The following is a 19,894-nucleotide window of genomic DNA, read 5'->3' on the forward strand; positions in this document are numbered from 1 at the left end:
TCTCAGTGAATCGACGGATCTTTGTGGTCGTCCCGGGCATGCTCCTGACGTTCATGCTCGCGCATTTTTTCCAGACGTTGCTGGATAATGCCAAAAACGCTCTGCTTGGGGTACCTGCCTTTGTCATCTGCCTTGCCGGCCGGCTTGCCAAGCAACAACGTAATCGCTTCCTCGGCACTGCTAACCGCATGCACGGCAAACTGTCCATTGCGAACGGCCTGGATAACCTCCTGCTCAAGCATCAGGTTCTGGACATTGGTGGAGGGCACTATTACCCCCTGGGTGCCAGTAAGTTCCCCGGTCAGCCTGCAAGTGCTGAAAAAGCCCTCGACCTTCTCATTCACGCCACCAATGGGCTGAACCTCTCCAAACTGGTTCACCGACCCGGTGATCGCCAGATCCTGCCTCACCGGCAGCTCCGACAACGCAGATACCAGGGCACACAATTCCGCCAGCGAGGCACTGTCGCCATCCACTTCTCCGTAGTTCTGCTCGAAGGTCAGGCTGGCTGACAGGTGCATGGGATCGGTAACCGCGAAATGGGAGGACAGCCAGGAACTGAGAATCATCACCCCTTTGGAATGAATATTACCGCCAAGCTTGACGTCCCGCTCGATATCCATCACACCGCCATCTCCATAATAGCAGGTCGCGGTGATGCGATTGGACAAACCAAATTCGAATCCGCCGGTAGAAAGCACTGACAAGGCATTCACTTGTCCAACGCAGGTGCCCGTGGTGGACACCAGCGTGGTGCCATCGCGGATAGAGTCGTAAAACTGATCACGGATACGGCTGCTGCGATACCGGGCGCTCTCCAACGCCTGATCCACATGGGAGTTCTGGATCAGCTTTGCCCCCGCCTGCCGCGCCCAGTAGTCGGACTCTCTCAGAAGATTGGCGATATCAGCCGCATGCAGCGACAGCCGATCCTGGTGTTCCGCCATGCGCGAACTGTGTTCAATCACACGGGCCACGGCTTTGTTACTGCAATGCAGCAGCTTCTTCTCGTTTACCAGGCTGGCGATGAACTTGGCGTACAAGAGCTGGCTCTCATCCGTACGCATCATCTCGTTTTCGAAGTCTGCCGTAACCCGGAACAGCTCAGCGAACTCAGGATCGTATTCCTGCAACAGCATCCAGGTTTCCCGATCGCCGAACAGCACAATTTTTACGTCCAGCGGAATCGCCTCCGGCTCCAATGAAATGGTGCCTGACAGGGTCAGTTCCCGTTCCAGGGAGTTGATCTGGATGGACTTGGAACGCAGTGCACGCTTCAGCCCATCCCAGACAAAGGGTTGCTCAAGAACCTTGATCGCATCCATCAGCAGGTAGCCCCCGTTTGCGCGGTGAATACTGCCGGGGCGTATGAGCGAGAAGTCCGTAAACACCGAGCCCTTGAAGGTGACGCTTTCCACGTAGCCAAACAGGTTGTGGTAGGTGGGATTGTCCTCAACCACGACCGGCACTTCATCGGTTTTCTGGTGCACCAGCACATTAACCAGATAGCGCCGGGGCATTTTCTTGTCCAGCGACGCATAGGCGATGGCCGCCTGCTCTTCATTATCTTCCAGAAAGATTTCCAGGCTCTCTGAAAGGTCCTTGCGCACTTCCTCGAAATACGAAACCACGTCCGGCAGATCCCCGTACTTCTCGATCAACTCGTCAATCTGGTGGCCGGAGATGCTTTCCAGAGTCTCCTCGTTGAGCGCCTGCTGGCTTTCGGCGTATTCCTGCTCCCAATCCGCCAGTTTGCGCAGTGCCTGACGCAGCTTCTTCTCAAGTTTGTTGATGTCGTTTTCAAACTTGTCCCGTTGCGCTTCGGTCAGTGCCTGGAAGGATTCAGCGGTATGGGGCTCCTCGCCATTCATCGCCACCAGTCGATAGCCACCGGGCGTCGTAATATTCAGGCTGACCTTCTTTCGCCTGGCCTGAGCTGCCACCTTCTCCAGCTCGTCTTCCTGCTTCTTGGCGTACCCATTCTTCAGCTGTTCAGCCCGTTCAAGGAAACTGTCGCTGTCGAACGTCTGGGGGATCATCTTCATCAGACGCCCCATCAGCTTTTCCATATCCTGTTTGAGCTCGGTGCCTTTACCGGCCGGCAACTGAAGGACCCGGGGAATTCGCGGCTCCTCGAAGTTAGCGACATAACACCAGTCGTGGCTCTGGTGCTCGGTGTCTACGTGATGCTCCAGATAACGGAGCATCATCGTGCGCTTGCCTAAGCCGTTGCGGCCCACGGCATAGACGTTGTAACCGCCATGGGGCATGGCCAGTGCAAAACGCACCGCCGCCTGCGCCCGATTCTGGCCAACAATTTCCGCCAGGGGCTCGAGCTGTCGCGTGGTCTTGAACGGTAGATCTTTTAAAACACAGGCTTTGTAGAGCTGGTTCAGGGACAGTGACTTCAAGGTTCGGTCCTGTAACGGTATGAAAGCATTTTGGTGTTGGCCGCTCATTGTAGAATCTGGGGCCGGCCCTGTCGCGCTCTCGCTAAAGATTTAGCCCAACTTGTCGATAAATTGATCAATCGGGCATAATGACAGAGGCCTCAACCTCAGGGCAGGACACTCACTCAATGGATATTTATCGGAATCAGTCGCAACCGCTGACGGTGCTGGAGTCACTGCGAAAACGCAATCCGTTTACCGCACCGCAACCGCAACAGGCGTCACCGTCGCCGGAGAAACCGCAGGGCGACCGACGCGTACAGCCCGACCGGCGCCGCGCGCAGGTGGCCTTTGAGGGGCCAGACCGCCGCAAGAAACGGTCCAGGCGCAGCCCGCGATTACTGAACCCTAAAACCGGCAAGGCCGCGCCCACCGAGGACCGCAGAGGGCGACTGGTCAGCACCCAGGCCTGATTGCCATGTCATTAGGGGCATGATTTTTCTATCGGCACACTGCAGCCCCGTTTTGATAACCCGATCACAGTTCTCGGATTGGTCATTTTTCAGTCACCCTCCCGGGCACTAGACTTCAACGTCCCGGTGGAAGAACGGGCCAATAACAATCACAAGATACGCAACGGATGCCAACGTATGATGAGTGATTCCGCAGACCGCAGAATCAAGGATCGCTACCCTGCCATGTGCCTGAAGGTACAACTGCAGGAGCGCGGCTTCTTTGGTCGAGGGAAGAATTCAACCGCAGTCACTTGCCTGGACCTGAATCGCTATGGCATGGCGGTGCTTTGCCCAAGGCCAGTGGAGTCTGGCGCCCGTCTTTATATGGACTTTCATGGCAAGTACATCCGCGAATCCCGCGTCGCTGCCCGGGTGATCAGTTGCCAGCCTTACCAGACCGGTTACCGGGTAAGCATCCAGTTCAGTTACTGTTTCGACAAAAAGGGGTATTCACGAACCGTGGACAATGCCCTTTCCCGCATTGAAGGCCTATACAACCGCTACGCCAGCTAAACCTCCCTAGAACAACCCTGCATCCAGGCTAGCGGCCATATAAAGCCCCAGTTCCCGGCACTGTTCCTCGAATTCGTCCTTATATTCGCCATGACAGAGCAACGGCTCCTGCACCAACCGCCAACGCAGCCCCGTGGTGATGGAATTGATGGCACGATGGGTGCCGGTGCCGTCGAGGCCCGCGCGGATATAGAAGGTGAAGGGCAAACCCTGGGTTTTCTCAAGGCAGGGGTAATAACTGCGGTCAAAGAAATCCTTCAAAGCACCACTCATGTAACCGAGGTTTTCAGTGGTACCAAGGATAATGGCATCGCAAGCCAGAACATCTTCCGGGCCGGCTTCCAGCGGAGGGAGCACCGTGACCTCGACATTCTCAATGTCTTCGTGCTTTGCGCCCTGCTCTACCGCTTCCCGGAGCTTGAGGGTATTCCGGGAGGGTGCATGGGCGACAACCAGCAACTTTTTCTTCGCATCCATACCACCTCCCCGATAGAGCGGGAACTAACCACAGAGCTTAAAGAAGCTCACCATTCGCGTCTGCAGTTGCCTCTTCAACTTCGGCTGCTTCTTTCTTGGCCGGCTTGGGCATCAGCTTGTCGCGCACAGCGGCTTCAATTTCGTTGGCAATCTCCAGGTTCTCTTCGAGAAACTTGCAGGCATTGGCCTTGCCCTGGCCAATCTTGTCGCCCTTGTAGGCGTACCAGGCGCCGGACTTGTCCACGAAGCCTTCCTTCACGCCCATATCGAGCACTTCGGCCATGTGATAGATGCCCTTGCCGTACATAATCTGGAACTCGGCCTGCTTGAACGGTGGAGAAACCTTGTTCTTGACCACTTTCACGCGGGTTTCGTTGCCCACCACCTCATCGCCATCTTTAACAGCACCAATACGGCGAATGTCGAGGCGAACGGATGAGTAGAACTTCAGGGCGTTGCCGCCGGTGGTGGTTTCGGGGCTGCCGAACATTACGCCAATCTTCATGCGGATCTGGTTGATGAAGATCAGCAGGCAATTCGCGTGCTTTACATTGCCGGTCAGCTTACGCAGCGCCTGGGACATCAAGCGGGCCTGCAATCCAACATGGCTGTCGCCCATCTCGCCTTCAATTTCGGCCTTGGGTGTCAGCGCTGCCACGGAGTCCACAATGATGACGTCAACGGCGTTGGAGCGCACCAGCATGTCAGAAATTTCCAGCGCCTGCTCACCGGTGTCCGGCTGGGATACCAGGAGTTCATCCACATTCACACCCAGTTTTTCGGCATAGACCGGGTCCAGGGCATGCTCGGCGTCGACGAACGCACAGGTTTTGCCAGCTTTCTGGGCTTCCGCAATCACCTGCAGGGTCAGCGTGGTTTTACCGGAGCTTTCCGGGCCATAGATCTCACAGATACGACCGTAAGGCAGTCCGCCTATTCCCAGCGCCACGTCCAGGCCAAGGGAACCGGTGGATACCGCAGGGATCGCTTCCCTGGGCTGATCGCCCATTTTCATGACGGCGCCCTTGCCGAACTGCCGTTCGATCTGGCTCAGTGCTGCACCCAGTGCTTTCTTGCGGTTGTCTTCCATCGTTGCAAACCCTCTGTCGCCAATGCCGTTATCGGGACGGGAGCCCGGCGGCCAAAATCATGGACTGCGGACCCCGGAAAAACCGGACTCCTGTATATTTGAACAGTATTAAAACACAACACGGAGTCAAGACCAACCCCTCCGTTTCAAGCCTTTTCCAGAAAGCCCCTAACTCCCTGTAACACATAAAGAACCGCCTGGCGCCGAACCTGATCACGGTCGCCCTGGAACTGTTCAACCACCGCTTCGGTGTCAGTCGCAGAACGCCCCCAGGCAAACCACACCGTGCCTACCGGCTTGTCGTCACTGCCGCCGCCAGGGCCAGCCACGCCACTGATCGCAACAGCCACATCCGCACCCGTGGTCGCCAGGGCACCAGCAACCATTTCCCGCACCACCGGTTCGCTGACGGCGCCGTGCTCGCCGAGGGATAGCTCGGTTACACCCAGCAGCCCCCTTTTTGCATCGTTGCTGTAGGTCACAAGTCCCGCCAGAACGTAGGAAGAAGAGCCCGCGCGATCCGTCAACACCTTCGCAACCCAGCCGCCAGTGCAGCTTTCGGCGGTGGCAATCGTGAGCTCGCGTTGCTTCAGTACATCAGCCAATTGCGTGCCCGCTTCCGCCAATGCCTCGTCAGTCAGTGGCATATTGATCTCCTTCGTTTCATCATGGCGGTTATTTTCTTACAATCCCTGCCTTCACATAAAGCCAATGGATCCGGAACCGTTCATGTCAGCAGCCCAGACCGATCTGTCCCACCACACCCCGATGATGAGGCAATACCTCAAAATCAAGGGCGAACACCCCAATGAACTGGTGTTCTACCGCATGGGGGACTTTTACGAGCTGTTCTACGAGGATGCCAAGAAAGCCGCCGAGCTGATGGATATCACCCTGACGGCCCGGGGGCAGTCAGGGGGCAATCCGATTCCCATGGCGGGCATTCCGTATCATTCCGCTGAAGGCTACATTGCACGTCTGGTTCGTGCTGGTCAATCCATCGCCATTTGCGAACAGATTGGCGACCCGGCGACCAGCAAGGGGCCGGTGGAGCGCAAGGTGGTGCGCATTGTGACACCGGGCACGCTGAGCGACGACGCGTTCCTGGAAGACCGCCGGGACAACCTTCTGGTCGCCATCTTCAGCCACCGGGAGCAATTCGGTTTCGCCTCCCTCGACATCTCCAGCGGACGGTTTACCGTGTCTGAACTGGACGATCTCGAGGGCCTGCAGGGGGAACTCCAGCGTCTGCGACCAGCGGAGATCCTGATCAGTGAGGACTTCCCCTATCAGGACGTGCTGGACGGCTATACCGGTATCCGTCGCCAGGGCCCGTGGCTGTTTGAGTCCGACACCGCCCGCCGGGTGATTACCCAGCAGCTGCAGGTCCGTGATCTGACCGGCTTTGGCTGCGAAGACCTCACGCTTGCCATCTGCGCCGCCGGTTGCCTGTTGCAGTACGCCAAAGAAACCCAGCGCACCGCCCTGCCCCACATTCGCAAACTCAGCCGCGAACGTCGCGAGGAAGCGGTCATCCTGGACGCCACCAGTCGCCGTAACCTGGAGATTGACACCAACCTGATGGGTGGCACCCAGCACACCCTGGCCTGGGTGATGGACCGGACAGCGACCGCCATGGGAGGACGCCAATTAAGACGATGGCTTAACCGTCCCTTGCGGGACATCACCGTGGTGGAACAACGCCAGCAGGCGGTGTCAGCGCTTCTGGACGGTTTTCACTACGAGCCGGTTCACGACCTGCTGAAAAGCATCGGTGATATCGAACGGATTCTGGCCCGTGTAGCGCTGCGCTCAGCACGCCCAAGGGATCTGGCGCGGCTGCGAGATGCCTTTCTAAGTCTGCCGGATTTACAGAGGGCACTGACACCGGTCAGTTCCCACCATGTCGTCAAACTCGCCACAATCATCAGCGAGTACCCCGAATTGTCCGACTTGCTGGAGCGGGCCATCATCGACAACCCGCCGGTGGTTATCCGGGATGGCGGTGTTATCCGCGAAGGTTTTGACGACGAACTGGACGAGCTGCGAAACATCAGCGAGAACGCAGGACAGTTCCTGCTGGACGTCGAAACCCGTGAGCGCGAGCGCACCGGGATCAGCACGCTGAAAGTGGGGTATAACCGGGTACACGGCTACTACATCGAAATCACCCGCGCCCAGTCAGGGCAGGCACCGGTGGATTACATCCGTCGCCAGACCCTGAAAAACGCCGAACGCTTTATCACCCCGGAACTGAAAGAATTCGAAGACAAGGCGCTAAGTGCCAAGAGCCGCTCGCTGGCACGGGAGAAAGCACTTTACGACGAGGTATTGGAAACCGTCGCCGCCGAACTGGCACCCCTGCAGGACGCTGCCCAGGCCCTGGCTGAGCTGGATGTGCTCAGCAACTTTGCCGAGCGGGCCACCAGCCTGCGCTTCAATGCCCCGGAATTCAGCGACACGCCCGGCTTCGATATCGAAGAAGGCCGCCACCCGGTGGTGGAACAGCTGCTGAGCGATCCCTACGTGCCCAATGATCTGCTGATGGACCAGCAACGGCGCATGCTGGTGATCACCGGCCCCAACATGGGCGGTAAGTCCACGTACATGCGGCAGGCAGCACTGATTGCCCTGCTGGCTTACACCGGAAGCTATGTGCCCGCCAATCGCGTGGTCATCGGGCCACTGGATCGGATTTTCACCCGCATGGGGTCGTCAGACGACATCGCCGGCGGCCGCTCAACCTTTATGGTGGAAATGACTGAGACCGCCAATATCCTCCACAACGCCACGGAATACAGCCTGGTGCTGATGGACGAGGTGGGTCGCGGCACCAGCACCTTCGACGGCCTGTCCCTGGCGTGGGCGACAGCGGAACACCTGGCCAAACACATTCGCTGCTACACCCTGTTTGCCACTCACTATTTCGAGCTCACGCAACTGGCCGACGATCTTGAGCACGCCGTCAACGTTCACCTGACTGCCACGGAGCACGACGACACCATCGTGTTCCTGCACAACGTTCATGACGGCCCGGCCAGCCAGAGCTATGGTTTGCAGGTCGCGAAGCTTGCAGGCGTGCCCCAGGACGTGATTCGCAACGCCAAGGCGCAGTTGTCTCACCTTGAGGGCGGTGCTGCGCCGGCCAGGCCGTCTGCCGACGAAACCGCCATGGCGCCGGCTGAGCTTGAGAAACAGAAGCGTTCCGCCCGTGTCAGCGAGCCCGTCATGCAGGCAGATATGTTCGCCAGCCTGGAGCCCAGCAAAGTGGAAGAATGCCTTGCTGACCTGGATGTGGACGGGCTGACTCCGCGGGACGCCCTTAACCGACTGTACGAATTGAAAGAACTGTTGGGAAAATAGCGGAACCCAGCGACAGAATTGATCTGTGTAATAACGATAGTGCGCCTCAGCGCTTGCGACAGGGCAGGCCGCTCAATACAATATCGCGCAATTATTATTACACTGATGAGATTGACTACTGGACCAGGAAACTGACTATGACGTTTGTCGTTACTGATAACTGCATCAAGTGCAAATACACGGACTGCGTGGAAGTATGCCCGGTTGACTGCTTCTACGAAGGCCCGAACTTTCTGGTGATCGATCCCGACGAGTGCATCGATTGTGCCCTGTGTGAGCCGGAATGCCCTGCTGAGGCCATTTTCTCGGAAGACGAGTTGCCTGCGGATCAGGTCCAGTTTGTGGAACTCAACGCCGACCTTGCTGGCAAGTGGCCGAATATCACCGAGAAGAAAGACCCGCTGCCAGAGGCCGAAGAGTGGGACGGCAAGCCAGACAAACTGCAGTACCTCGAAAAGTAATCGCTGCTTTCAGCGGATTACCACCAAAAAAGGGGAGCCTCGGCTCCCCTTTTTTATACCTCACCACTTCACTGTGTCGCCAGTTTGGCCCCGATAGCGACGAAGAAACCACCAGTCAGCGCGTTCAGCGTGCGCTTTACGCCCTGCCCCACGCCAAGCCTTCGTGATTTGACCACCACCAGCGCCAGCCCACATTGCCAGGCCATCGCCAGCACAAAATGAACCGCCGCAAGGAACAGCGATTGCTGGAATGCGTTCCCGGCAGGATCAATAAACTGGGGGAGCAACGCCATATAGAACAGCGCCGTTTTCGGGTTCAGCACGTTGGACAGCAGGCCTTCACGAAACGCCACCCAGGTTGATACCGGCTTCACCAATGCGGGCTCGGCGCTGGACATCGACGCCCCATCGGCGTTTGCGGGCGTGCGGGCCATAGCCTGGCGCAGCGAACTCAGCCCCAGCCATATCAGGTAGCAGGCACCTGCCCATTTGACGGCGGTAAACGCCCAGGCCGTCTCAACCAGCAGCACCGAAATACCCAGAGCTGACAGGGTGGCGTGAATAAACAACCCACAGCAGATGCCCACACTGGTGACACAGCCGTCCCGCAAACCGTGACTCAATCCACCGCGCCCGGCGTTCCGCATCACCAGCAGGGTATCTACCCCAGGCGTGACGGTCAGTAACGAGATAGCCACCAGATAGGCCCAGAACAGCTCCGTTGGTACCAGCATTGCCAAACATCCCACGCGAACGCAGGAGTGCTCAGTTCTCCTGCAGCAAAAGTTTTTTCGCCGCGGCCGACTTATAGAATGGCGCAAGACGACGACGGATAAAGGCTTCAAGATACCCCTCCTCCCGCAGCACGTCTATCACAGGAAGTGCGTAGGCATCCACCTCTGCCATGACCACATCGCGATCGACGCCAACGGCGGCCAATAGCTCGATCACGGGCTTGTCGCCATACAGGGTGAACAGGTGCTCCACCACCGCCCTGGCACATCCCTCAAAATACGCCGTCTGTCGGAACTGCAGCCAGAACTCGTACCCCAAAACCACAAACTCCTGAAGCTGTATGTCCCCCAGCCCCTCGTGCAACTCTTCGATGGTGCGGTCTTCCAGCGACACCCATACGGCCATCACACTGTCGCGCAGCTCATCGTCGCTCAGCGCCTTGTTCAGGAACTGTTCACTCCGGCTGATCAACCCCGGCAGGCTGTCGGACAACCAGGCCTTGAAACGGCGCTCAAAGGTCTCATCCAGGCCCGGAACCGCCCTGTTGGCCATGCGCTTGCCAAACTTCATCATCGAGCCGACACCGGGAACACTCTTGGTAATCAGGTTGTCCTCGTAGAGGTAGTTCACCACGCCCTGATACACCACGTTGGAAACCAGTTCCTGATAGACCGGGTGAGCCATGATCTCGCTGATCACCCGCTCGCGCTGCTGACGTAGTTCAAGGGCCTCTTCGAGGAACCCGGTGGCCTGCTCCCGGGTGATAATATCCCGTAACCGGGACGTACGCTGGACCGGCGCGTTCAATACCTCCGTGGCCATTTCGGCCGCCAGTTCCGGGATGCCGGCATCCAGTTCCATGTTGATCACAATGCGCTGGATCACGCCCATAACCTGTTCCGTTGAGGTCAGACGGTTCAAAGTGATGGACTCGGCATAGTCAAACAGTTCATCCACTTCGGTTTCGAGAAAACGCCGCAACTTGGCCCCTTTCAGGGAAGCCAGTTCGTGTTTTACGTGTTGCTCGAGCAACGCATTGGCGAGATCCGTTTTACCTTTGGTCATAATCGGGGTCCGGTGCTGTCTGGAAGTAGGCTTCTGAATTGAGAACGACATGAGGCTAACACGAAGCCCGACCGGCTGCGTTTGCCGAAGATACAGCCTTTGGTGTACGAGTGGGCCAAGAAGTGAGAGGTGCTACCTGGATGTCCGATAGCCCCGGCTACTGGAAATCGCTGAATTCGTGGGGTTCTGCCGCAAGTGCCAGACAAAGGCTGCCGGGGCCGATATAGATGCTGCTGGTAATGCCCATCTGGGAGAGCAACAGCTCAACATCATTTTTCTCGCAGGCGTCACGCAGGCGGTTCAAACCAGGAAGATCCTCTATTTCTGTCCAGGTCAGTCCGCAGGAAAGGCTGACATAGGGCGTCAACAGGCCTGCCTCTACCCTCGCGGTGGCGTAATTCATCACTTTTTCCACGGCCACGTCGAAACTCCGGGTTTTGGCAGCGGGTTGCCCTTCAGCGCCCTGACCAAAAATGACCGGGGTAATGTTCAGAGCCTTGCCGAGAAACGCCACAAGGGCCGACACACTCTTGTCGCCACGTCGACGGGCCCGTTCGCGGATATAGTGCAGATCGCGAGGAATCACGCAGGTGTATATTTTGTCGGTAAACGTGTCGACTTCGTTGCGTAAGGCGTTTTTCGAAAGCTTCTGCTCAATCAGGCGAAGGGTGTGAGCCGCCAGCAGCCCCTGACCGGCAAAGATCTGTTTGCTGTCGATCACCCGCATGGAGAACTTGCCCTCTCGCCCGGCGGCCTGGCGCGCCTCATGATAGTGCCCCATCACACTGTTCATGGCTTCCGTGGCGTTCTGGAAAATCAGACTGCGGGATCGGGTGACCGTTTCGCAGATGGCAACGTCAAATTCCGTGACAATTTTTTCCATGAACAGGTCGTGGATCTGTTCGGCGGAGAAGGCGTGGGTTTCGGCGTGGTGGCCCTTCTGCAACAGGCCGCTCTGGTAGAATTCCTGGGTCCTGACCGGGTCATGCTCGTCGATGTAGGTCTGGCCATCGATAACGGCAGTGACTGGCAGAACAAACAGGTCATGCTTGCGACTGAACTCATAGGGCAGATCGCAGGCGGAATCAACGATAAGACCAACGCGCATGGGGCCTCCAGCTATGGGAAGCTATTCCAACCGGTTGCTTCCCTTTATTGTCATTGTTTTTGGCAGCGCCCAGTCTTACACAAAGCGGTCAATATTTCAGCACCCTGCTAGCGAGCGGATGGCTTCAGTTCAAGTTCATTGAGATTTTTCTCGATCAGTTCACGGTTATCCTGTTGCCATGGATGAAATCCCTCGCGGAAATAGGCCAGGAAGTCCGGCATGCACTTGCGCAATACCCCCGGTTTACCCCATAGAAAGTTAATACCGCCAATCCAGGTACCCAGGTTCCATAACTTGCCGTCGGTTTTCAGCAGGCTGCAGGTGTTCAGGAAGGTGTACTTGAAGAAATTCCAGGTCACAAACAGGAACACGATCCGGCGCAGGCGTTCATTGCCAACGCAGTGTCGGTAGACGTCGAAAGCCACCGACTTGTGCTCCGTCTCCTCGATGGCGTGCCAGCGCCACAGCTTTTCCATGTCCGGTGTGGCCCCTTCCATCCATTCCGGATGACGGAGAATGGCATTCGCCAACACCGCCGTATAATGCTCGGCTCCGCAAGTTCCGGCCAGCTGCCGACTGGGCGGCAGGTTGCTCACCCATGCCATGTGCCGGCGGAATCGCTCATCAATGGCATCAATGTTGTATCCACGAGCCTTCAACGCTTCGTTGTAGTGTTTATGCTCCCGGCTATGCAACGCTTCCTGGCCGATGAAGCCGCGAATCTCTTCCTTCAGTTTGGGGTCGTCCACCTTATCCCGGTAAAGACGAACGGCATTGATGAACTGCTGCTCACCGTCGGGGAACTGGAGCGATAGCGCATTGAAGAACGCCGTGCGGAAGGCGTCATTGCCGTGCCACAGGGTTTTCAGGTCGTCGGCAATGTCGAAATGAAGGTGTCGGGGTGCAACCGATACGCCTTCGGGCGTGGAACTGATGGTCATGACTGCCTCCGGTTTATTGTGATTATTGAGCGGCATTCACCGTACAGCGGCAATGCCGAGTACGAAAATTGATCAGAGACTTCAGTTTAAACCCGAATTCAACACGGAAGGAAGGTGGCAACCCAAAAAATTGGACAGATTGTCACGAAATGACAGGTTGTCAAAAAACAAAAAAGGAGGCATGGCTAAGCCAATGCCTCCAAGGACACATAAGGGTATAGTGCTGTGAAACTGCCTAGAGGCCGTCGGTTTAATGCTCTTCCGCGGCTTTAACGCCCGGCGCTTCCGGGTCGGCTGTGAATCCGAGCAGTTTGGTTCGCTCAATCAGGAAATACAGAACCGCTCCAGTGGCCAGGCCCCAGCCCGCACCGTAAACCGCCAGAACCACGCCCATGGTGCCGGCGATACCGCGCTCGGTGTTGTTCTCCAGTTGTTCAAGGCCAACCATCAGGCAGATGTAACCGGTCAGTAGCAGGGTCAGGGACAACGCAATCGGCAATACCGGCTGAAAAAAGCTTACCAACGGCAGAACAAATAACGCGATGAAGCCAGTGATCCAGAACGTACCGCCGCCGCTGTAGATAGAATCCATCGCGTTGCGGCCGTATTTATAGCGCTCAGCCATGGTAGCGGTAACCGCAGTCCAGATGGGGCCGGCAAGACCAGGATAAGGCGCAAAGAATGCGTGACCACCGTTACGAATGGCCGTCACCAGGTGGGCCCGGTCAATGCTGTTGTCGATATCCTCATCCTTTCGCAGGTGGTCTACCCGATTCATCAATGACTGCCCAACCACGATATCGCCAAAGGCAATGACATAGGCAATCACTGCTGTCGGAATCGCATACATGAACACTTCGGCATCCGGAAATCCAACCGTAAACGGCAAGTAGTTCCAGAGCTCGTCAAACGCCGGCTTGGTGATTCCCCACTCCACATTTGGAACGGCATACTCACCGGTGGCAAAGCCCACCAGAATGGCAACAACCATCCCCGGAACCATGCCGTAGTTCGCGATTTTACGGGCAAGATGGCTGGTGTCGACGAAGCCTTTGAAGGACACCGAAAACATCAGGTACAGGCAAACCAGACCACCCACTATCAGGGAGATAGGGGTTTCCGCAAGCCGTCCACCGGCTTCAATCTCTCCCATCAGCGCAGCAATACCGGCACCAATAATAATGCCGCCTTTCATGGAACGGGGAATCAGCTCCACCAGCTTGCTACCCAAACGGGTAACCCCCAGCACCAGGAAAATAATGAACACCAGGAACTGCAGCGCAAACAACGCCTGAATTGCTTCCGGTCCCGGCTCGTAGTCACCCAGGAAGAGCAGCACTACAGGGATGCCCGGAGTGATCCAGCCCGGTATCAGTGGAACACCGAGTAACGCTGGCAACATGAAACCGATGCCGCAGATCACCACGTAGGCAAGCGCAACGTCGTAGGGCACACCGAGGTATTTCTCCAGAAGCGGAATCATCGCAAGGCTGACCACGAACATGATCAGCGCTTGCACCATTTCGGCAAACTCCCAACGGTAGTGAACAAACGGCAGTCGAATCTTGAAGGGACCAGCCGGCCAGTATGGCTGCTCTTCCCCGTTTCTACGGTGGTAAACTTGCATTAGAAAGTCTCCTGGTGCGGAATCATCCACACCTGATGTTGTTTTTTTGGTTAACGGTTTCCAGACCCGGTCGCCGGGCTATAACAGCACCAGATCAATCCAGTTCTTTTGCCTGGTCTCGCAGCACGAATTTCTGGATCTTGCCGGTTGAGGTTTTTGGCAGGTCAGTAAATACGATCGTCTTGGGCACCTTGAAGCGAGCCAATCGCTCACGGCAGAAGTCGATCAGATCCTCCTCGCTCACTTCGCTGGCTTCCGGCTTCAGGGTGATAAACGCACAAGGGGTCTCGCCCCATTTGGCGTCTGGCCGCGCAACCACCGCTGCCTCCAATACCGCCGGATGGCGATACAGAGTGTCTTCCACCTCGATGGTGGAAATATTCTCGCCACCCGAAATGATGATGTCCTTCAGACGATCCTTGATCTCCATATAACCGTCCTCGTGCCATACAGCGAGATCGCCGGTGTGGAACCAACCGCCGCGGAAGGCTTCCTCAGTGGCCTTGGGGTTCTTCAGATAGCCCTTCATTACGGTGTTACCGCGCAGGAAGATCTCGCCAATGGTCTTACCGTCATTGGGTACCGGCTCCATGGTGCTGGGATCACCCACCATCGTGCCTGCCAGCGTGTGATAACGAACGCCCTGGCGTGCTTTGATCGTGGCCCGCTCATCCAGCGTTTTCTCATCCCACTCGGCTTTCCACGCACACACTGTCACCGGGCCGTATACCTCGGTGAGACCGTATACATGGGTAATAGCAATCCCCATTTCCTCAATGGCACCGATAACCTGTGCAGGAGGAGCTGCACCGGCTGTCATCGCCTTCACCTCGTGATCAATTCCGGCTTTTGCAGACTCTGGCACATTCAACAGCGCATTGAGCACAATTGGCGCACCGCACATGTGAGTAACCTGATGATCGCGAATCAGCTGAAGGATTTTCTCCGGATCCACCCGCCTCAGGCACACATGGGTGCCTGCCATCGCTGTAACGGTCCAGGGAAAACACCAGCCGTTGCAGTGGAACATGGGAAGCGTCCACAGGTAGACGGGGTGCTGGCCCATTGACCACACGGCCTGATTGCCAAGACTGTTCAGATAAGCGCCACGATGGTGGTAAACCACACCTTTCGGGTTGCCGGTGGTGCCTGATGTATAGTTCAGTGAAATTGCATCCCATTCGTTTTCGGGCAGGTTCCACTGGAACTCCGGGTCGCCTTCCTGAAGGAACGCTTCGTAATCCAGATCGCTCATCTGGATACCCTCACCGTATTCGGGGTCGTCAACGTCAATGACCAATGGCTTTGAGTCCAGACGACTGACTGCATCGCGAACCACACCACCGAACTCTCGATCCGCCACCACCACTTTGGCCTCAGCGTGCTCCAGCATAAAAGCAATGGCCTCTGCATCCAGTCGCACGTTAAGAGTGTTGAGCACCGCCCCAATCATCGGAACGCCAAAGTGACACTCCACCATCGCCGGAATATTGGGCAGCATCGCCGCCACCGTGTCGCCACGGCCGATGCCCCTGCTGGAAAGCGCAGAGGCCAGTCGGCGACACCGTTCATAAGTCTGTCCCCAGGTATAGCGAATGGCTCCGTGTATGACTGCCGGATAGTCCGGGTACACACTGGCGGTGCGCTCAATAAAGTCGATGGGGGAAAGGACAGAGTGATTGGCGCCGACTGGCTCGAGGCCCTGATCAAAAATTGATGTCATTGTTATGGTCCTGTAAGCGTCATTATTCTTATGGTGTATTAAAGAAATCCACTGAAAGGGCTACAATATCTGGTATCGAGATACTATTTTATAGCAACAATACTAGAAATTACACCAATGTATTATAGTATATATACCATATTAAAATGAAAAATAACCAGGGAAGCACTATTACAACCTTCCAACTCCCAAGTTCCGACCCTGAAGCGGGGCTCATACTCGATTCCGACGGCCAGCTGCTAGACCTGAATCAGGCAGCGAAAGATCTGAGTGCAGAGACCGGAACCGACAACCCGATCAGACTGCTACCAGTCAATTTCTCAGCTCTGATCAATGCCTGCCTTACCCAGGGGCGTGCTATTGAAGGCGTGGAGAGTCGTCAGCATTCGGCCACCCTGTCATGGACTTTCATCCCCGACCAGGACTCTCGCCAGGTTCTGGCTCGGGGACGGGACGTCACCGACAACATCCGGAAACTGGATGAGGCAACCCGATCCAGCCGGCTTTACCGGTTGATTACCGAAAACACCACAGACCTTATCTCCCGACATGCACCGGACGGCCGGTTCATTGATGCCACGCCGGCATCCTGGAGGCTGTTGGGGTACTGGCCTGAGGAGCTGAGGGGGAAACCTCTTGAAGAGGTGTTCCGAAGCAATGCCTTCAGCGCCGAAGTGGAAGAAGCCCGTAACCGGCTTCGGGACGAAGGCTACGCCACCATGACCATTGAGATCACTCACAGGGATGGCAGCAGGCGATGGTTTGAAATTGCCAGCCGGGCGATCAGGGAAACCTACACCGGAGCAGTGATCGAAGTCGTCAGCGTCTCGCGAGACATTACCGCAAGGGTAAAATCAGAAGAAAACAACCGCCGCCTGGCTGAAGAACTCGCCCATACTGCTCGCCTGGCGACACTGGGCGAACTGGCATCCAGTATCGCCCACGAGATGAACCAGCCACTGGCGTCTATCGTTAACTTTGCCAGTGCAAGCCAGCGCTATCTGAAACTGGCTCAGGAGAACCCGGAATGCCTTGAGCGGGTGGACGATGGTTTGCAGCGAATAACCCATCATGCCAACCGCGCTTCGGAAGTCATCAAGCGACTGCGGGCCTTTCTACGCAAGGGGCAGCAACGCACCGCGCCGGTTAACATCAATGATGCGGTAACCAACGTCAAGCGACTGTGCCAATGGGATGCCGACAAGCATAACGTCGTCATCCAGGAGAACCTAACGCCGCTCAACCCTGTACTCACTGCCGACCCGGTCTTACTCGAGCAGGTGTTGATCAACCTGATTCGCAACGGTATCGACGCCAATACCGAAGCCCGGCAGGATAACAGCGCCCCATCTCACATTAAGATTGAAACCTGCGTAACACCGATACAGGAGACCCTGATCAAGGTGACTGACCACGGAGCGGGCCTTGACGAGGAAGGCATGCGACACATGTTCACGCCTTTCTATACCAGCAAACCTCAAGGACTTGGCCTTGGGCTTTCCATGAGCCGCTCCATTATTGAGGGGTATGGCGGCTTTCTGGACGCACAACCGGCCGAAGGTGGCGGCCTGACACTGATATGCCGCTTCCCTCCCCCTCTTTGCACTGACAGTGAATCCGGCAACCTAAGGGAGACAGATCAGGATGAGTGAATTCCCCCATACCGTTTATGTAGTAGACGACGATGCCGGCATGCTGGAATCCACCCAGTGGCTACTGGAATCCGTTGGTTTACAGGTGCGGCCTTACGCCGATGGCCGCCAGTTCCTTAACGCCGTGAACCCGGAGGAAACCGGCTGTGTGGTCCTCGACATACGCATGCCCGGACTGGGAGGCCTGAACGTCCAGGAGGAATTGCAGAAACGAGGCTCGCAGTTGCCTATTATCTTCGTTTCAGGCCATGCGGATGTGCCCATCGTAGTCCGCGCTTTTAAGTCCGGTGCTTTCGATTTCATCGAGAAACCATTTAACGAACAGTTGCTGCTCGACAGCATCCAGCAGGCGCTGCAGGAACACCAGAAAACAAGCAGGCAGCAACGAGGAGATCAACACACCGACGCCCTGATCACTTCACTCACCCGCCGGGAAAAGGATGTATTCATACCACTCGCACAAGGCTACACCAGCAGGGAAATAGCGGAACAACTGGATATTGGCATCAAGACGATTGACCTGTACAGGGCCCGTGTAATGAAACGGCTGGGCGTGGAACGCGTACCGGACGTCACAGGTATTGCGGTTGCCATCGGTCTGCTGGACCCAACGAACCTGCGCAAAAAATAGATCCGAGTCAGTCTCGGGATTCAGCGGCAACAGCGGTTGCAATGGCGCCAAGCCGGCCAACGGCCTGTTCAACCCGCTCACTCCAGGGATTGGCGCCGTTCAGCCGCAGACAATTATCGTACTTGTCGGTGGTGGAGAACATCAGGCCCGGGGCCACGTTGATATTCTCCTCCCGCGCCCGGCGAAACACCTCAGTGCCTGACACTGTGCCCGGAAGCTGCACCCACAAGACGAAACCACCCTGGGGGCGGCTGACGGCCGTACCTTCAGGGAACGAACGCCCTACAGCCGCACGCATACGGTCGGTGGCCTCGCGATAGCGTTGCCGGGCAGAACGCAGATAACGATCGTACCCGCCCTGCTCCAGGAAATGCGCCACGGCAATCTGTGGCACACTTGCCGTACCCAGGTTGCTGAAATACTTCTGCTGCCGTGCTTCGGCCAGATATTTTCCGGGCATCATCCATCCCAGACGCAAGCCAGGCGAGATGGTCTTGGAGAACGAGTTGCAGTAAATCACGTTGCCGGTGCGGTCGAACACTTTCGCCGGCCTGGGGCGGTCGACGCCATAGTACAGATCACCGTAGATGTCGTCCTCAATCAACGGCACGCCCGCCACTTCCAACATCCGCACCATTTGCTGCTTGCGAAGGTCGGACATCGTCGCTCCCATGGGATTGCTATGATTGGGAACCACTACGCAAGCCTTCACCGGCCACTGTTCCAGTGCCAGCTCCAGGCCCTCAAGGCTCAACCCCTCTGCAGGATGGGTGGGCACTTCAATCACCCGAAGCCCGACCACATCCAGCGCCTGGAGAATACCCGGGAATGATGGTGACTCGACAACCACGATATCCCCGGGCGAAGTAACTGCCTGCAGGGCAAGAATTATTGCTTCCTGGGCGCCGTTGGTGGCAAGAATGTCGTCGGGCGTGGTAATAATCCCCAACGCGGCCATTCGCTGAGCCACCTGACGGCGGTATTCAATCTTGCCGGGAAAGGCATAATCCAACGTTTCCAGCCCGCGCCGCGCGGCCCAGAGAGTGGCATGCTGGATCTGCCGCACCGGCAGGAAATCGGGATGTGGCACGGCGGCCGCCAAAGGCACCATGCGTTTCTCTTCATCGGCACAGAGATCAAGCGCCATATCGCGGGCACTCACCGGCACCGGCTTGGCCTTGTGCTTCTGCATCACCGGTTCTGGCGTATCTCGCCGGGGCAGATGCACAAAATAGCCACTGCGCTCCCGCGCTTCCAGGTAGCCTCGGGCCTCCAGCGTCTGGTGGGCTTGCAGCACCGTGGACACGCTCACCCCAAACTGTCGGCTGAGCGCCCGAACACCGGGCAGCCGCTCCCCTTCGCGATAAACCCCGTCGCGAATCAATGCGTGTAACTGGTCTGCTACCTGATTATAGAGAATGCCCATTACTTCATCCTGCCAGATCAATCCGGAATGACTGCAGTACAGATCAAACAGATTCTCACCAGCACAGATGTCGAACAAAAACGCCTGTACCGGTCCAAAATAACGATATCTGAATCTGTTATGGTTGTCTCCACAAACGGAGAATGGCGATTCCGGTCAACACTCATCGAATTTCGC

Annotated in this window: 17 protein-coding genes; 6 read left to right on the forward strand and 11 right to left on the reverse strand. The window is 56.8% G+C overall.

Annotated elements, in window-relative coordinates; all coding sequences use genetic code 11:
* Positions 1–2: 2 nt before the first annotated feature.
* Positions 3–2,411: a Lon protease family protein gene (locus MDG893_RS01135; protein ID WP_040474188.1), complete on the reverse strand. Its 2,409-nt coding sequence runs from the start codon at positions 2,409–2,411 to the stop codon at positions 3–5.
* 167 nt (positions 2,412–2,578) lie between these two features.
* On the opposite strand from MDG893_RS01135, the gene MDG893_RS01140 reads away from it, so the two are divergent.
* Positions 2,579–2,863, forward strand: a complete 285-nt coding sequence (locus MDG893_RS01140) for a hypothetical protein (protein WP_007151865.1) — start codon at positions 2,579–2,581, stop codon at positions 2,861–2,863.
* A gap of 177 nt (positions 2,864–3,040) precedes the next feature.
* Positions 3,041–3,418 carry a PilZ domain-containing protein gene (locus MDG893_RS01145; protein WP_007151866.1) on the forward strand — a complete coding sequence of 126 codons (378 nt, stop codon included), beginning with the start codon at positions 3,041–3,043 and terminating at the stop codon, positions 3,416–3,418.
* Positions 3,419–3,424: 6 nt separating this feature from the next.
* Here the strand turns inward: MDG893_RS01145 and MDG893_RS01150 are convergent, their stop codons facing one another.
* The 3 genes from MDG893_RS01150 to MDG893_RS01160 all read right to left on the reverse strand — a co-directional run bounded on the left by MDG893_RS01150 (position 3,425) and on the right by MDG893_RS01160 (position 5,632).
* On the reverse strand, positions 3,425–3,895 hold the full coding sequence (locus MDG893_RS01150; RefSeq protein WP_007151867.1) for a flavodoxin family protein: 471 nt from the start codon (positions 3,893–3,895) through the stop codon (positions 3,425–3,427).
* Between the two features lie 37 nt (positions 3,896–3,932).
* A complete protein-coding gene (gene recA, locus MDG893_RS01155; RefSeq protein ID WP_007151868.1) occupies positions 3,933–4,985 on the reverse strand; it encodes a recombinase RecA in 1,053 nt (350 codons plus the stop codon).
* 146 nt (positions 4,986–5,131) lie between these two features.
* Positions 5,132–5,632: a CinA family protein gene (locus tag MDG893_RS01160; RefSeq protein ID WP_007151869.1), complete on the reverse strand. Its 501-nt coding sequence runs from the start codon at positions 5,630–5,632 to the stop codon at positions 5,132–5,134.
* A gap of 82 nt (positions 5,633–5,714) precedes the next feature.
* Here MDG893_RS01160 and mutS point away from each other — a divergent pair, with 82 nt between their 5' ends.
* Both mutS and fdxA read left to right on the forward strand, forming a co-directional pair.
* Positions 5,715–8,348 (forward strand): DNA mismatch repair protein MutS, encoded by a 2,634-nt coding sequence (mutS, locus tag MDG893_RS01165; RefSeq protein ID WP_007151870.1) that lies wholly within the window; start codon positions 5,715–5,717, stop codon positions 8,346–8,348.
* A 137-nt stretch (positions 8,349–8,485) separates the two neighbouring features.
* On the forward strand, positions 8,486–8,809 hold the full coding sequence (fdxA, locus tag MDG893_RS01170; protein ID WP_007151871.1) for a ferredoxin FdxA: 324 nt from the start codon (positions 8,486–8,488) through the stop codon (positions 8,807–8,809).
* A gap of 68 nt (positions 8,810–8,877) precedes the next feature.
* Here the strand turns inward: fdxA and MDG893_RS01175 are convergent, their stop codons facing one another.
* From MDG893_RS01175 to MDG893_RS01200, 6 genes are all read right to left on the reverse strand, one after another.
* Complete coding sequence (locus MDG893_RS01175; RefSeq protein WP_007151872.1) at positions 8,878–9,543, reverse strand: LysE family translocator; 666 nt, start codon at positions 9,541–9,543, stop codon at positions 8,878–8,880.
* Positions 9,544–9,574: 31 nt separating this feature from the next.
* On the reverse strand, positions 9,575–10,609 hold the full coding sequence (locus MDG893_RS01180; RefSeq protein WP_007151873.1) for a hypothetical protein: 1,035 nt from the start codon (positions 10,607–10,609) through the stop codon (positions 9,575–9,577).
* Between the two features lie 157 nt (positions 10,610–10,766).
* Positions 10,767–11,717: a DegV family protein gene (locus MDG893_RS01185; RefSeq protein ID WP_007151874.1), complete on the reverse strand. Its 951-nt coding sequence runs from the start codon at positions 11,715–11,717 to the stop codon at positions 10,767–10,769.
* 107 nt (positions 11,718–11,824) lie between these two features.
* Complete coding sequence (locus MDG893_RS01190) at positions 11,825–12,658, reverse strand: metal-dependent hydrolase (protein WP_007151875.1); 834 nt, start codon at positions 12,656–12,658, stop codon at positions 11,825–11,827.
* A 250-nt stretch (positions 12,659–12,908) separates the two neighbouring features.
* Positions 12,909–14,285 (reverse strand): solute carrier family 23 protein, encoded by a 1,377-nt coding sequence (locus tag MDG893_RS01195; protein WP_007151876.1) that lies wholly within the window; start codon positions 14,283–14,285, stop codon positions 12,909–12,911.
* Between the two features lie 94 nt (positions 14,286–14,379).
* A complete protein-coding gene (locus MDG893_RS01200) occupies positions 14,380–16,008 on the reverse strand; it encodes an acyl-CoA synthetase (protein ID WP_007151877.1) in 1,629 nt (542 codons plus the stop codon).
* 146 nt (positions 16,009–16,154) lie between these two features.
* Between MDG893_RS01200 and MDG893_RS01205 the strand changes: the two genes are divergently transcribed.
* Together MDG893_RS01205 and MDG893_RS01210 are read left to right on the forward strand one after the other, a co-directional pair.
* On the forward strand, positions 16,155–17,660 hold the full coding sequence (locus MDG893_RS01205) for a sensor histidine kinase (protein ID WP_007151878.1): 1,506 nt from the start codon (positions 16,155–16,157) through the stop codon (positions 17,658–17,660).
* Positions 17,653–18,291, forward strand: coding sequence for a response regulator transcription factor (locus tag MDG893_RS01210; RefSeq protein WP_007151879.1), 639 nt, complete (start codon positions 17,653–17,655; stop codon positions 18,289–18,291). The genes MDG893_RS01205 and MDG893_RS01210 overlap by 8 nt, the downstream gene beginning before the upstream one ends.
* Before the next feature lie 7 nt (positions 18,292–18,298).
* Here the strand turns inward: MDG893_RS01210 and MDG893_RS01215 are convergent, their stop codons facing one another.
* Positions 18,299–19,795 (reverse strand): aminotransferase-like domain-containing protein, encoded by a 1,497-nt coding sequence (locus MDG893_RS01215; protein WP_007151880.1) that lies wholly within the window; start codon positions 19,793–19,795, stop codon positions 18,299–18,301.
* Positions 19,796–19,894: the final 99 nt, after the last annotated feature.

The sequence above is a fragment of the Marinobacter algicola DG893 genome (genome assembly GCF_000170835.1).
Classification (GTDB): Bacteria; Pseudomonadota; Gammaproteobacteria; order Pseudomonadales; family Oleiphilaceae; genus Marinobacter; species Marinobacter algicola.

Excerpts from the sequence above, each read along its gene's own strand:
- MDG893_RS01195 (WP_007151876.1), bottom strand. The coding sequence starts at position 14,285 with ATGCAAGTTTACCACCGTAGAAACGGGGAAGAGCAGCCATACTGGCCG.
- MDG893_RS01210 (WP_007151879.1), top strand. The coding sequence starts at position 17,653 with ATGAGTGAATTCCCCCATACCGTTTATGTAGTAGACGACGATGCCGGC.
- MDG893_RS01150 (WP_007151867.1), bottom strand. The coding sequence starts at position 3,895 with ATGGATGCGAAGAAAAAGTTGCTGGTTGTCGCCCATGCACCCTCCCGG.
- MDG893_RS01160 (WP_007151869.1), bottom strand. The coding sequence starts at position 5,632 with ATGCCACTGACTGACGAGGCATTGGCGGAAGCGGGCACGCAATTGGCT.
- MDG893_RS01200 (WP_007151877.1), bottom strand. The coding sequence starts at position 16,008 with ATGACATCAATTTTTGATCAGGGCCTCGAGCCAGTCGGCGCCAATCAC.
- recA (WP_007151868.1), bottom strand. The coding sequence starts at position 4,985 with ATGGAAGACAACCGCAAGAAAGCACTGGGTGCAGCACTGAGCCAGATC.
- MDG893_RS01140 (WP_007151865.1), top strand. The coding sequence starts at position 2,579 with ATGGATATTTATCGGAATCAGTCGCAACCGCTGACGGTGCTGGAGTCA.
- mutS (WP_007151870.1), top strand. The coding sequence starts at position 5,715 with ATGTCAGCAGCCCAGACCGATCTGTCCCACCACACCCCGATGATGAGG.
- MDG893_RS01145 (WP_007151866.1), top strand. The coding sequence starts at position 3,041 with ATGATGAGTGATTCCGCAGACCGCAGAATCAAGGATCGCTACCCTGCC.
- MDG893_RS01175 (WP_007151872.1), bottom strand. The coding sequence starts at position 9,543 with ATGCTGGTACCAACGGAGCTGTTCTGGGCCTATCTGGTGGCTATCTCG.
- MDG893_RS01190 (WP_007151875.1), bottom strand. The coding sequence starts at position 12,658 with ATGACCATCAGTTCCACGCCCGAAGGCGTATCGGTTGCACCCCGACAC.
- MDG893_RS01185 (WP_007151874.1), bottom strand. The coding sequence starts at position 11,717 with ATGCGCGTTGGTCTTATCGTTGATTCCGCCTGCGATCTGCCCTATGAG.
- fdxA (WP_007151871.1), top strand. The coding sequence starts at position 8,486 with ATGACGTTTGTCGTTACTGATAACTGCATCAAGTGCAAATACACGGAC.
- MDG893_RS01180 (WP_007151873.1), bottom strand. The coding sequence starts at position 10,609 with ATGACCAAAGGTAAAACGGATCTCGCCAATGCGTTGCTCGAGCAACAC.
- MDG893_RS01205 (WP_007151878.1), top strand. The coding sequence starts at position 16,155 with ATGAAAAATAACCAGGGAAGCACTATTACAACCTTCCAACTCCCAAGT.